This window comes from Dysgonomonas mossii DSM 22836 (genome assembly GCF_000213575.1).
Lineage (GTDB): Bacteria > Bacteroidota > Bacteroidia > Bacteroidales > Dysgonomonadaceae > Dysgonomonas > Dysgonomonas mossii.
The window spans coordinates 192,076-206,000 of record NZ_GL892005.1 but is presented as its reverse complement, the minus strand read 5'-3'; the positions used below and the strand labels follow the sequence as shown (position 1 = coordinate 206,000).

General features: G+C 37.8%; 12 protein-coding genes. 6 read left to right on the top strand and 6 right to left on the bottom strand.

Annotation, left to right across the window (positions count from 1 at the left end; translation table 11 throughout):
* Nucleotides 1–189: 189 nt before the first annotated feature.
* Nucleotides 190–921 (bottom strand): monofunctional biosynthetic peptidoglycan transglycosylase, encoded by a 732-nt coding sequence (mtgA, locus tag HMPREF9456_RS04430; protein WP_006842267.1) that lies wholly within the window; start codon nt 919–921, stop codon nt 190–192.
* 252 nt (nt 922–1,173) lie between these two features.
* Nucleotides 1,174–2,511, bottom strand: a complete 1,338-nt coding sequence (gene gdhA / locus HMPREF9456_RS04425) for an NADP-specific glutamate dehydrogenase (RefSeq protein WP_006842266.1) — start codon at nt 2,509–2,511, stop codon at nt 1,174–1,176.
* Nucleotides 2,512–2,697: 186 nt separating this feature from the next.
* Between gdhA and epsC the strand changes: the two genes are divergently transcribed.
* The 3 genes from epsC to HMPREF9456_RS04410 all read left to right on the top strand — a co-directional run bounded on the left by epsC (nt 2,698) and on the right by HMPREF9456_RS04410 (nt 5,559).
* Complete coding sequence (epsC, locus tag HMPREF9456_RS04420; protein WP_006842265.1) at nt 2,698–3,516, top strand: serine O-acetyltransferase EpsC; 819 nt, start codon at nt 2,698–2,700, stop codon at nt 3,514–3,516.
* Between the two features lie 24 nt (nt 3,517–3,540).
* On the top strand, nt 3,541–5,022 hold the full coding sequence (locus HMPREF9456_RS04415) for a TlpA family protein disulfide reductase (RefSeq protein ID WP_006842264.1): 1,482 nt from the start codon (nt 3,541–3,543) through the stop codon (nt 5,020–5,022).
* Between the two features lie 84 nt (nt 5,023–5,106).
* Nucleotides 5,107–5,559: a hypothetical protein gene (locus HMPREF9456_RS04410; protein WP_006842263.1), complete on the top strand. Its 453-nt coding sequence runs from the start codon at nt 5,107–5,109 to the stop codon at nt 5,557–5,559.
* A 6-nt stretch (nt 5,560–5,565) separates the two neighbouring features.
* Here HMPREF9456_RS04410 and HMPREF9456_RS04405 read toward each other — a convergent pair whose 3' ends face one another.
* The 4 genes from HMPREF9456_RS04405 to purL form a co-directional block, all read right to left on the bottom strand.
* Entirely contained in the window at nt 5,566–6,279 is a 714-nt protein-coding gene (locus tag HMPREF9456_RS04405) for a histidine phosphatase family protein (RefSeq protein ID WP_006842262.1), read from the bottom strand.
* A 6-nt stretch (nt 6,280–6,285) separates the two neighbouring features.
* Nucleotides 6,286–6,693 (bottom strand): acyl-CoA thioesterase, encoded by a 408-nt coding sequence (locus HMPREF9456_RS04400; RefSeq protein WP_006842261.1) that lies wholly within the window; start codon nt 6,691–6,693, stop codon nt 6,286–6,288.
* Between the two features lie 26 nt (nt 6,694–6,719).
* Entirely contained in the window at nt 6,720–7,136 is a 417-nt protein-coding gene (locus HMPREF9456_RS04395) for an acyl-CoA thioesterase (RefSeq protein WP_006842260.1), read from the bottom strand.
* A gap of 125 nt (nt 7,137–7,261) precedes the next feature.
* Entirely contained in the window at nt 7,262–10,957 is a 3,696-nt protein-coding gene (gene purL / locus HMPREF9456_RS04390) for a phosphoribosylformylglycinamidine synthase (protein WP_006842259.1), read from the bottom strand.
* 176 nt (nt 10,958–11,133) lie between these two features.
* Between purL and HMPREF9456_RS04385 the strand changes: the two genes are divergently transcribed.
* The 3 genes from HMPREF9456_RS04385 to HMPREF9456_RS04375 all read left to right on the top strand — a co-directional run bounded on the left by HMPREF9456_RS04385 (nt 11,134) and on the right by HMPREF9456_RS04375 (nt 13,924).
* The gene (locus HMPREF9456_RS04385) at nt 11,134–11,823 is read left to right on the top strand and encodes a hypothetical protein (RefSeq protein WP_006842258.1); all 690 of its coding nucleotides are present in this window, start codon (nt 11,134–11,136) and stop codon (nt 11,821–11,823) included.
* A 104-nt stretch (nt 11,824–11,927) separates the two neighbouring features.
* Complete coding sequence (locus HMPREF9456_RS04380; protein ID WP_006842257.1) at nt 11,928–13,247, top strand: UDP-glucose dehydrogenase family protein; 1,320 nt, start codon at nt 11,928–11,930, stop codon at nt 13,245–13,247.
* 5 nt (nt 13,248–13,252) lie between these two features.
* Nucleotides 13,253–13,924, top strand: coding sequence for an ABC transporter ATP-binding protein (locus tag HMPREF9456_RS04375; protein ID WP_006842256.1), 672 nt, complete (start codon nt 13,253–13,255; stop codon nt 13,922–13,924).
* The last annotated feature ends 1 nt before the right edge of the window (nt 13,925 follow it).

Here is a 13,925-nt window from a genome sequence, read left to right as displayed (position 1 = left end):
TTATATTAATCAGCTCATTACTGTTAATATACAATTAATTTCTCATCAATATTTCGCAGGCACATAGCCTATGAGTTTTCAAGCCTCTTTATATATACATGCAAGAAGTATAGCGGTATTAATCGGAACACACAAAAATTTCTTCTCTTCTGTTTGTATAGCTCCGTTTAGTTTCATAAGGCAGGTTGTTTACTTCTTAGTTTTCTTCACATTCTTCTTTACTTCCTTTTTATCCTCTTTATCAAATTCTACAGGCTTTACTTTCCACATCAGATCTAATATTTTAGCCTGACGCCTTTGTATATAAGCCGATGGTTTAGCCGAATTAAATCGGATAGGGTTAGGAAGCGTTGCCGCTATCAGCGCCGATTCGCCTGCTGTAAGAGCTTTTGCCGATTTCCTGAAATTCACTTGAGCGACAGCTTCAGCACCGTATATATTTTTGCCCATCTCTATAGAATTGAGATAGACCTCCATGATACGTTCTTTACCCCAGATATGTTCTATAAGAAATGTGTAATATACTTCCAGCCCTTTGCGAATATATGAATGACCCGACCAAAGAAAAACATTCTTAGCTGTTTGCTGACTGATTGTACTTGCGCCCCTCTGTCGCTTTCCTTTTTCAGCCTCATTCAAAGCCTTCTCTATCTGATCGAAATCGAATCCTGAGTGGTCGAGGAATAAGTTATCTTCGGAAGCTACTACGGCAAGTGGTAGGTAACCCGAAATCTTATCTATCGAAACCCATTTGTGATGGCAAACGACAGCTTCTCCCGAAAACAATTGTCCCATATTGTTCCATACCATCAACGGAGTATAGTATACAGGAACAAATTTGAATAAAACGACTTGAAATATACTGAACAGAAAAAGAAAAATGATAATTCTTTTAGCCCATTTCAACAGTTTCTTTACCATATATGAAATTTAGTATAAACACCTCACTTTGAATCGCAAAGTAAGTAAAAATTCAATAATTGAGGAAGTAATTAAGAATATATTTTTTTAATGCTGATCTCACTTACCATACGGAAAGAAACAAATAATTTCCGTCCACCTAGTTATGGATAATATCATAATAATGCAATTGCCTGCTACAAATAAAAAAAAGCCTTCTAAATTACATGAATTTAAAAGGCTTTTCAATCGATTGATTTACAAAATCAGTTATTATATTACTCCTTGCGCTATCATTGCTCGGGCTACTTTCATAAATCCGGCAACGTTTGCCCCTTTCACATAATTAATATATTCACCGTTGTCTTTTCCAAATTTGAGACATTGTCCATGTATATTTTTCATAATACCATGCAAACGTTGGTCAACCTCTTCGGCACCCCATTGTATATGCATCGCATTCTGACTCATTTCTAAACCTGATGTAGCAACACCACCTGCATTCACAGCCTTACCCGGAGCAAAGAGCGCATGCTGCTCGATGAAAAAGTCTACAGCCTCTGCCGTACAGCCCATATTAGACACTTCGGCTACACAAGTCACTCCATTAGCTATCAAGGCCTGAGCATCCTGAAGGTTTAATTCATTTTGTATAGCACATGGTAAAGCAATATCCACTTTTTCACCCCAAGGTTTTTTGCCTGCATGGAATACTGCATTCGGGAATTTCTCTGCATAAGGTGCTACAATGTCATTACCCGAGTCGCGCAACTCAAGCATATATTCTATCTTTTCTCCACTCACTCCGTCTGCATCATAGATATAACCGTCAGGCCCGGAAATAGTTACCACTTTTGCTCCCAGCTCGGTAGCTTTGAGTGTTGCACCCCACGCTACATTTCCAAAGCCTGAAACAGCAACAGTCTTACCTTTAATGTCTATATTTTTTGCTTTAAGCATTTCATTCACAAAATAAAGAGCTCCAAATCCTGTAGCCTCAGGACGTACCAATGAACCTCCGTATTCCAATCCTTTTCCGGTAAAAGTACCGGTATTTTCACGAGCCAGCTTTTTGTACATACCATACATATAACCTATCTCGCGAGTACCCACACCTATATCTCCAGCAGGGACATCTGTATCAGGGCCAATATTGCGCCAAAGCTCGAGTATAAAAGCCTGACAGAAACGCATAATTTCGGCATTTGACTTTCCTCTCGGACTAAAGTCTGATCCTCCTTTACCTCCACCCATCGGCAAAGTAGTAAGTGCATTCTTAAACGTCTGCTCAAACCCTAAGAATTTGAGTGAAGAAAGATTTACCGAAGCGTGAAATCTTAGACCTCCTTTATAAGGGCCAATTGCATTATTGAATTGTACCCGATAGCCGATATTCACCTGAATATCGCCACGGTCGTCTACCCAAGGTACCTTAAATGTGAATATACGATCCGGCTCTACCAGACGTTCTATAATCCGGTTCTTTTCAAATTCGGGGTGTTGATTATAAACATCTTCGATGGATACAAGCACCTCTTTTACTGCTTGCAAGAATTCGGATTCTCCTGGATGTCTTGCCTCTAAAGATGATAAAATGTCATTAATATTCATAATATAAAGGATTAGGTCGGTTACTTTACTATACAAAAATATAAATAAAGAAGTTATTTATATCAATTTACTTTTAAAAAATTCACCTATAATAGCATGATTTATAACATATAATAATTTAACATTATCAAATTTCCAGAGATATTGTTTTAATTCTTATTTTTGTTTTCCACAACACTGAAAATCATGACTAATATTTACGAAATAGCGAATAAATTAAGAGCAGAATCAAAACATTTACCAATTAACAGAATAGAACTGGAAGATGCTTTGAACACATTGATACACCGTGTACTATTTCCAATTTGCGATCAGGAGAAATCGAGAGAGAAAAAGCTGTATTATTTTTACTCCATTATGGTGGAGAATATTTCGGCTTTGCTGGATAGGGCTCAAGCAGAAGAAACTGTCGGAAAATTCATTTCTCATCTGCCGGAACTACAAGACCAACTATATGACGAAGCGGAAGTATATTACAAAAACGATCCGGCTGCAAAATCGATAGAAGAGGTAATCTTAACTTATCCCGGTTTTTTTGCGCAGGTAGTTTACCGTATATCGCATGAGTTCTACAAGATGAAAACGCCTATTATTCCTCGTTTATTTTCTGAATACGCACACTCGAAAGTGGGGATAGATATTAACCCCGGTGCAGAGATAGGAAAAGCCTTTTATATAGACCATGGCACAGGGATCGTTATCGGCGAAACAACAATCATCGGCGATAATGTAAAAATATATCAAGGCGTTACTCTCGGAGCTTTATTTGTAACTAAAGGATTAGCGAACGAAAAAAGGCATCCCACCATCGAAAATAATGTGGTTATATATGCAGGAGCAACAATTTTGGGAGGTAATACCGTTGTAGGACACGACTCTACCATCGGAGGTAACGCTTGGCTGACAAAGAGTGTGGTACCATATTCATTAGTACAGCAAAATGCAGAAATCAGAATACATAATACACTAAAAACAGGTGAACATATTCTGGATTTTAATATATAGTTCCAAGTAGCCAATATTAACACGATGAAAAAGCTTATTGTTTTAGTTGCTTTTTGGGTTTTATACACATGTATTATTCATGCACAGCTACCCATCCCTGAATTTAAATATGGGGTAGGAACTCTTTCAGGAAAGATACTCGGAAATATACCAAAAGAACAAAAAACTGAAACACTTAATATCCGAATAAATAGAATAGGCTTCGACAATATTGGCTCTGAAATACCAATTGAAGACGACGGCACATTTAATTTCAACATACCCATATTTGCAGTTAGCCTGTGCGTTATAGAATCTCCTATTTACAGTGGGCTTATATATCTGTTACCAAATGAAAATACAAAGCTTAATATTTCTTTTGATAATAATGGCGAAAAGCACGTCAGTATAGAAAACAGCCTAAGTCCTCCGTTTAATTATATGAACATGGGAGACAAGCTGCTGGAAATATGTATGGGTAAAGATTTTGGTGTAGATGTAAATGATTACAATATTACCCCTAACGAATATGCACAAATTAGTAAGAAAGCATTATCTAACATCCTAGAAAAGCTGGAAGAAAGAAGTGACTTATCTGAAAACTTGAAGCTTATTATGGGCTGTGAGTTAAAAGCTCTTTTTTCTAATTTTTATATTTTAAACTACTCTCAAACAATAAAGAATAAATATAAGTTACATGACGACGAGAGTAATTACACGCCAACCAAGCCTGATATTTCGTATTATTCTATATTGAAATACTTAAAGTTGAACAACCCATATTATCTATACTCGCCTTCCTATCAAATATTAATACAAAACTTACTAAATACCAACAACATTGGAATACCTCCTATTGATATGTACTCTCTTGAAGTGTGGAAAGATAAAACAGACTCGATTGTAAAATATATTATTGATAATGATCATTCTTTTTTCGACAAAATGTTAATTCTAAATGCATATACAAAGCAATTAAATGAGTTAAAGCCTCTGAGTGGATCGCAAAAAGAAGATATAAAATCTTATTATAAAGAAGAAGCTTTCTCTGAGATGTTATTTACGGAGAACAGTAAAGTAATAAAACTCATTCAATCCGATAGCTCTTCGAAAGATTTTAAGATTAATGAAACACCCAAAGTTTCAAAAGAACTGTTGATAAGCACAATATTACAAAAATATGAAGGCAAAGTAGTTTTCATTGACTTTTGGGCAACGTGGTGTGGTCCATGTTTGAAAAACATGAAACAAATAGAACCTGTAAAAAAAGAATTAACAGGAAAAGATGTTGTATTTGTATATATAACAAACGATACTTCTGTACGAAAGACTTGGGAAGAAAAAGTTTCACAAATAGGAGGTGAACATTATTATCTGGACGAAAAAACATGGGATTATCTCAAAAATGATTTACAATTAATAGGAGTTCCAACCTATCTCATTTATGATAAGTCAGGAACACTGAAATATAAGAGTAATTCGATGGAGCCAAACAAAATGAAGGAATGGATAAATGAATTATTGTAATACATTTTGAAATCCAAAGAAATAGGATAATAGAATATTTTTCGTACTTTCGTATAAAATAACTTTGTAGCTGAAAAAAAGCCAATGGAAGAAGTTCGTAAAAGCCCGTCATCACTGATCAGAAGCACTTTTGTAGAGGCAATAGATATCCTATCAAAAGATTACCAAGGCAGCTCACTCACCGATGTATTTATTACTGTAGATAAAGAAAGTGGTGAAGTTGCATTCTATGATGATGAAGAGAACAAAGTCGCTGAAATCGTTATTTTCGACTGGGTAGATAAAGTTGAAGAGTTGAGCGACGATAAGGTTATTTCTATTCTACGAGAAGTTACAGAAGACTTGGATAAAGAAGAAATGTTTTCATCTTTAGATTTATACAAGCCTTTTTCTGTAAACTATGCCGACGACAATCTTGAGGTAATAGAAGAGTTGTTGCTGATAAACGAAGATTCGACAATCAAGTTAGACAACGACCTGATGGAAAAGTTTGATCGTGAATTCGACGACTTTCTTAATAAATTATTGAATGAGTAGAAGTTTTTACACCTCTACTCCTATCATCAGTTTACCCTTTTCTACATAACTCATATCAGCCATCGACTCTACTGTAAATTCACCATTCTGATAAGTGACTTTGCATACCGCTGCATTATCCAGTGGCTTAGTAAATAATTTGTCGCCTCCTAAGCTAAGAAGCATTGCCAATATACTCATTCCGTGGGATATAACAAGGATATTACCATCTCCTTTTCGGATCTCCTTTTCGGCAATCTCTTTCAGGCTCGCCTGAGTACGTTGTTCTACCTGAGTAAAATTTTCAGCCATTCCCAGCTTATCAATTTTTTGTATGGCATTCAACACATCCCTGTAGTTAATTTTCTTCGCTAATATATCTTTATACATTGCATCTACAGATGTGTAATGCAGATAAAGAGCCGCACTATTCCACATCGTATGGTTGAAGTCGGCTTCGAAACCACCAAAACACGCCTCACGTAGTCCGGAAAACTCATATACAGGTATATCTTTTTGCCCTTTGGCTTCCAGAATAACCTCTACGGTCTGTTTTGTCCTGCGAAGATCACTGCAATATGCGGTTCTAAATACCACATCATTGAGACCATGTCCCAAATAACGGGCTACATCAATCCCCTCATCAGTAAGAGGAGAATCACACCACCCTTGAACTCTATCAAGAGTATTCATCAACGTTTTGCCGTGACGGGCAACATATAATGTTATTTTTGAATTCATTTTTTCTTATTCCCAATTTATATAATCGGCAAAGGCCTTATCAAATATATCCGGCTTTGCCACTTTACTATTAATCAAACAAACTACCTCTATAACAGCGTCGGCACACAAAGTGTTGTCGGGCACACGGACAATTTGTTGATGAAACAGATACCGAACACCTTTGCGCATGATCTTAATACTACACACAAATTCTTCCGATCCCCGTAAAGAATTCCGATAGCTAATATTTACATTACGCACCACAGGTAGTATATTCGCTTCGGTGAGATCACGCAAACGCAATCCGCACTTCTCCATCAACTCGTGACGTGTAGCTTCAAAATAATGCAGATATATAGCATTATTAACCACCCCTTGTGAATCGCATTCGTAGTCGCGAACTTTCATTTTATTTTCAAACGTGAGTGCCATAAGCGTATCTGCTAATATTCTGTTATCTATTGTACAATATATTTACCCAAAATCTCATCAAAAATTTGAGGCTTCCCTACTTTACCATTTATCATACAGGCAATCTCAAACCGAGCTGTAGAACAAATTTTATTATCCCTTAAACGAACTATTTTCTGATTGAAAATATATCGTATTCCTTCTCTTTCGATAGAATCAACAGTGCATACAAAGTCATTACTACCACGCAAAGAATGCTTGTAGCGGATATATACACTCACTACTACCGCATCTATACCTTGCTGATGCAGTTCATAAAAATTAAGATTATGCTTTTCCAAAAATTCATGGCGCACAACTTCATAGTAATGTTGGTAATTCGCATTATTGACAATACCTTGTGCATCACATTCATAGTCGCGCACCTTCATTGCCTGTTCGAATAGCGTTCTCTTCTCTTCCATTTTTATATTTTAGCTCTACAAAACTTCAAAAAAGGAATAAAGGCAACAGCTATTTATAATATTTTAGCTGTTACCTTTCTACCCTTTACTTATGAATATCATTCGATATCCAAATGCAGATAATTTTATTTTTTAGTAATTACGTTTTTCACCCACTCTCTTGCATTTACAAATGCTTCTATCCAAGGAGTAAAATCATCTCTACGATGTTCGAATGGCAGATATGCACATTGCCAAGGAAATAAAGAACGTTCGAGGTGAGGCATAATAGCCAAGTGACGTCCATCTTTAGAAACAACACCGGCAATATCATAATCAGAACCATTCGGGTTGCCCGGATATTCGCTGTAAATATATTTAGCTATAACATTGTATTCCGATTCTGCCTTTGGCATCGAGAAACGTCCTTCACCATGCGCTACCCATATACCAAGCTTGCTACCTGATAGAGAACCAAACATAACAGATTCGTTTTGTGGAACTTCTACGCTCACATAAGTAGATTCAAACTTATGAGAAGCATTATGTTCCATCTTAGGTTTCACATCGTGATCAGGATATACCAGCCCAAGCTCCATCATCAACTGACAGCCGTTGCATACACCAAGACTCAATGTATCTTCACGTTGGTAATACTTGCGAAGAGTTTCCTTCGCTTTTTCATTGAACATGAAGCTTCCTGCCCAACCTTTAGCCGAGCCAAGTACGTCTGAATTAGAGAAGCCACCGCAGAAAACAATCAGATTGATATCTTCAAGTGTTTCTCTACCAGAAGCTAAGTCTGTCATATGTACGTCCTTCACATCAAACCCTGCAAGATACAAGGAATATGCCATCTCACGTTCTCCATTCGTTCCTTTCTCCCTGATAATAGCCGCTTTTAGTCCGGTAGGTTTTACTCTGTCCGGATCGATACCAAACTGAGCAAATTTGCCTGTAAAAGAAGGATTATAGTTAAATTGTAATGGCTGTTTTTTATAGTTTTGGAAACGCTCTGCGGCTAGTTTCTCTCCGCTTTGCTTTTTATCGAGTAAGTATGAAGACTCGAACCATACGTCACGCAGCTCGTCTATATCAAATTCTTGAACAAACGCATCTTTCTGGATCACAAGTTTTCTCTCCTCAATCGGTCTGGCAATAATCGCAAAACCAATACCATAATCATCAAGAATTTTTTCTACCAGATGATGATGTTTTACCTGAATAAGAATACCCGGATTTTCGGAGAACAATACTTTTATTATATCTGCATGATGCAGCTTATCTAAGCGAGATTCAAGACCTCCCTGAGGATTTGCAAAACACATTTCAAGCATTGTGGTAACAAGACCTCCGGCTGAAATATCATGTCCTGCAAGTATCAATCCCCTGTCTATTAACTCCTGAACAGCATTAAATGCATTTTTGAAATATTCAGTATCCTGAACAGTTGGCACTTCCTCTCCTAGCTTATTCATAGTCTGGGCAAAAGCTGAACCTCCAAGCTTGAAGGTATCGAAAGAGAAATCTATATAATAGAGGTATGTTCCTTTTATATATGCCAATACAGGAGAAACAATCTTGCGTATATTTTTTACTTCACCTGCTGCTGAAATGATCACAGTACCCGGTGAATACACTTTTTCGTCTCCGTATTTCTGAGTCATCGAAAGAGAGTCCTTACCTGTAGGGATATTTACCCCCAGTTCGCAAGCAAACTCAGAACATGCCTCTACGGCTTTGTACAAGCGTGCATCTTCTCCCGGATTTTTACAAGGCCACATCCAGTTAGCACTCAACGAAATGCCCTTCAAGCCATCTTCGATAGGTGCAAATATTATATTTGTAAGCGATTCGGCAATAGCAAGCACCGAACCTGCAGCTGGATCTACCATCGCAGCCTGAGGCGCATGCCCTATAGATGTTGCTATCCCTGCTTTTCCTTTATAATCTAAAGCCACAGCTCCAAGGTCACTCAGTGGTAACTGAATTTCTCCTTGCGTTTGCTGGCGGGCAACTTTACCTGTCACCGAACGATCTACTTTGTTTGTTAACCAGTCTTTACAAGCAACAGCTTCTAATTGCAGTACATTTTTTATATAGTCTTCGAGTTTTGAGAGATCATATTCCGGATTGGTATATTCTTCTTCAAGCGTATCATCGCGCATGATTGTCTTAGGCGCTTTGCCAAAGAAGTCTTCCAGCTTCAAATCTATCGGACGTTTTCCGTCAGCCTGTTCAAACACCAACTTCATATCGTTAGTAGTCTCACCTACTACGTACATCGGTGAACGCTCACGCTGAGCAATTCGTTCTATTTTGTCTACAGCTTCTTCCGGGATAAGCAAGCCCATACGTTCCTGACTTTCATTTCCTACAATCTCTTTCGAAGATAAAGTAGGGTCTCCCACAGGCAGTTTAGATACATCTATCTTTCCTCCCGTAGCCTCTATCAGTTCCGACAAACAATTCAAGTGACCTCCTGCTCCATGATCGTGAATAGACACGATTGGATTATCTTTCGACTGTGCTAAAGCACGAATAACATTGGCTGCACGCTTTTGCATTTCAGGATTTGCACGCTGTACGGCATTCAGTTCTATTCCGCTTGAATACTGACCTGTATCAACAGACGAGACAGCTCCACCGCCCATACCGATACGGTAATTGTCACCTCCTAATATTACGACTTTTTCTCCGGGTTTAGGTTCACCTTTGAGCGCATCACGCTTGTTGGCATACCCTACCCCTCCGGCTAGCATAATTACTTTATCGAAAGCAAATTTCTTTCTATTTTCTTCATGCTCGAATGTAAGTAATGACCCACAAATGAGCGGTTGACCAAATTTATTTCCGAAATCAGAAGCACCGTTAGATGCTTTTATCAGTATCTCCTCCGGAGTCTGATATAGCCAAGGTCTTTCTTCAATTGCTTCCTCCCATGCTTTTCCTTTTTTGGTTCTTGGGTAAGAAGTCATATAAACTGCTGTTCCGGCAATAGGCAAGGATGCTTTACCACCACCCAGACGGTCACGAATTTCACCTCCCGATCCTGTAGCAGCACCATTGAACGGCTCTACAGTTGTAGGGAAGTTATGAGTCTCAGCTTTCAGAGAGATAACCGATTTGATCGGCGTAACCTCAAAATAACTTGGTTTATCACCCTCTGTAGGTGCAAACTGTTCTATTTGAGGCCCCATACTGAAGGCTACATTATCTTTATATGCTGAAACTAATTTGTTCGGATTAGTTTGAGATGTCTTTTTTATCAGTTTAAATAAAGAACTTTCTTTTTCTTCACCATCAATGATAAATGTTCCATTAAATATTTTGTGACGGCAATGCTCTGAATTCACCTGAGAGAATCCAAACACCTCGCTATCTGTCAGCTTACGTCCCAATCGTTGGCTTACACTATTCAGATATTCAACCTCATCTTCGCTTAAGGCCAAGCCTTCCTGCTGGTTATATGCTTCGATATCATCGATCTCTATAATAGGTTCCGGCGTCTTATCTATTGTAAAAATACGCTGATTAAGCCCATTGTATATACGTTGGAGCATAGAATCATGCTCTGCATCGGTACTTGCGACAGGAAAAAATTCTTCGATACGCACAATTCCCTCTATCCCCATATTCTGGGTAATTTCCACAGCATTTGTACTCCATGGGGTTATCATCTCACGGCGAGGACCAACAAAAAAGCCTGAAACTTCATCAGAATCAAGCATAGTTGCACCACTGAATGCCCATGTCAGGCGTTGGATAAAATCATCGTTGAGGGTGAAGCTTGTTTGAACAGCAATAATGTTCCCGGAAGGGGTTTGAAAGAAAGAAACCATATTTTTATTTCAAGTTAATGATTGACTTATAATAGGCATACAAAGGTAATGAAAAGTGACAATATATAGAAAGAAAAAGGAAAAATAGCAAACGCCTTTTATTACAACTTTATATTATATATTAAACCTTTGCTACAAAGCGAAGTCTTAATGTTTGAACCTTAAAACAAAGACAAATGAAAAAACTATTACTTTACATTGTACTATGCACCATTGCCTTCAATCTATACTCTCAAGAATCATATACATCTTTTGGCATCAGAGGTGCTATTGGAATATCCCAATTAAGAGGAATGAAGCCTTATGAATCGGCAGGGATTATACCGGGAAGTTATTTTACTACAACAGGAGCTTATCAATCGGGCGTATTACCAACATGGGATATAGGCTATAGCGTTCAAAAAGGAAAAAACAACTTTGTACTACAAGTAGATTATCTTGTGACCTATATCAATACCGGTCTAAAGAATGCTTATATAGGAGAGTCTGAGAAAATAAAAAGAATAACGGGATTCTATACGAACTTAGCGTTCAACTTCGGCGTAAAATGGGCTATTAAAGACGATTATCGCTTGATATTTGGTTTAGGTCCATACGTCGGTATGGATATTATGGGATTAATAGCAGGGACTGATCGCTCGTACGGAAAAGATAAAAAACCTAGCTCAGGTGTATATGATGAGGAGCTGAAAACAGATGATGCCAATTATAAATACTTTGATTGGGGTGGCAGTATATTGCTCGGAATAGAACACAACAATTATCAGTTTGCTCTCAATTACCATCACGGTTTATACAACATTGTATATGACCAATATCCTTTGTACAACAGAACCCTAAAGCTGAGTGTTACATATTTCTTTTAACAGACAGAGCCAAATATAGATTTAAGATAAAAGATTAATACTATATTTGTATTTCAAAATTAAGCACTACAAATATTTAGTTATTTATAATATTTAATTCAGGCATGAAAATCGCTATTGTTGGTACAGGTTATGTAGGTCTCGTTACGGGAACCTGCTTTGCTGAAATGGGAACAGAAGTTTTTTGTATCGATATCGATCATAATAAGATAGACAAACTAAAGAATGGTATCATTCCTATTTTCGAACCGGGACTTGACGAAATGGTAGAACGCAATCATAAAGCGGGACGCCTAAATTTCACGACCGACCTTAGCTCTATCCTCAACGAGGTTGATATTGTATTCTCCGCAGTGGGCACACCTCCCGATGAAGATGGAAGTGCAGATCTGAAATATGTGCTTGATGTGGCACGTACTATTGGACAGGAACTAAACAAATATATGGTTATTGTAACCAAAAGTACCGTACCTGTAGGTACAGCCAAGCTAATAAAGAAAACCATTCAGGACGAATTAGACAAAAGAGGTTTAACGGATCTGAAGTTTGATGTGGCTTCAAATCCCGAATTCTTGAAAGAAGGTGCAGCCATTACAGATTTTATGCAACCCGACCGTGTTGTGGTTGGTGTTGAGTCTGAAGAAGCCAAGCAATTGATGGAAAGATTGTACAAACCTTTCACTTTGAACAACTACCGCATTATATATACCGATATTCCTTCGGCCGAAATGATAAAATATGCAGCTAACGCCATGCTAGCTACCCGAATCAGCTTTATGAACGATATTGCTAATATGTGCGAAATTGTAGGAGCTGACATCAATATGGTACGAAAAGGAATCGGAGCAGATGTACGCATCGGTTCTAAATTTTTATATGCCGGATGCGGATATGGTGGAAGCTGCTTTCCGAAAGATGTAAAAGCACTTATCCACACAGCTGAAAATCTGGGCTATGAGATGAAAATCCTTGAGGCCGTTGAAGAAGTGAATGAGTCGCAGAAGAAAATTCTCTTCGAAAAACTAATGAAATACTATGATAACGATATCAAAGGAAAAACTATAGCCGTATGGGGACTAGCATTTAAACCAAAAACAGATGATATGCGTGAAGCTCCATCGCTGGTTATCATTGATAAGATTTTAGAAGCAGGAGGAAAAGTTAAGGCTTATGATCCTGTTGCTATGGAAGAGGCTGAACGAATTCTAGGCGACAACATTACATACGCAAAAGATATCTATGATGCTACGTTAGAAGCGGATGCGATATTGATGGTTACCGAATGGAACGAGTTTCGCTTGCCTACATGGGAAGTAATAAAGAAAACCATGAAGAAACCTGTTGTTTTTGACGGAAGAAATATATATAACAAACAAGAGATGAACGAAATAGGATTTGACTATTTCGGTATTGGTATAAAATAAAACAAATGATTACTGTAGAAGGAATAACTAAAAGTTTTGGCTCGCTTAAAGTTCTCAAAGGCATAGATCTTCATGTAGAAAAAGAGGAGATAATATCGATTGTAGGTGCTAGTGGAGCCGGAAAAACGACCCTTCTACAAATTATAGGGACACTGGATAAGGCTGACAGTGGTACAGTACATATTAATGGACAAAAACTGAACTCACTAAGAGATAGCCAACTGTCTGATTTCAGAAACAAAAACATTGGATTTGTATTTCAGTTCCATCAGCTTTTACCCGAGTTTACAGCGCTGGAAAATGTAATGATACCTGCTCTGATAGGAAAGGTTAAGGATTCTCAGGCAAAGCAAAAGGCAAAAAAATTACTCGATATGCTGGGTTTAGCTGACAGACTTGGTCATAAACCAAATGAACTATCGGGAGGAGAAAAACAACGTGTTGCTGTAGCACGTGCCTTGATTAACAATCCGGCAATCATCTTGGCTGATGAACCGTCGGGTAGCCTCGATACAGAGAACAAAGAAGAACTACATCAATTATTTTTTAAACTTCGCGATACATTAGGACAAACATTCATTATAGTAACTCACGACGAAAATCTGGCTTCTATAACAGACAGAACCGTACACATGAAAGATGGTCAGATTTTTGACCCTTTAAAAGAATCTATCTAAG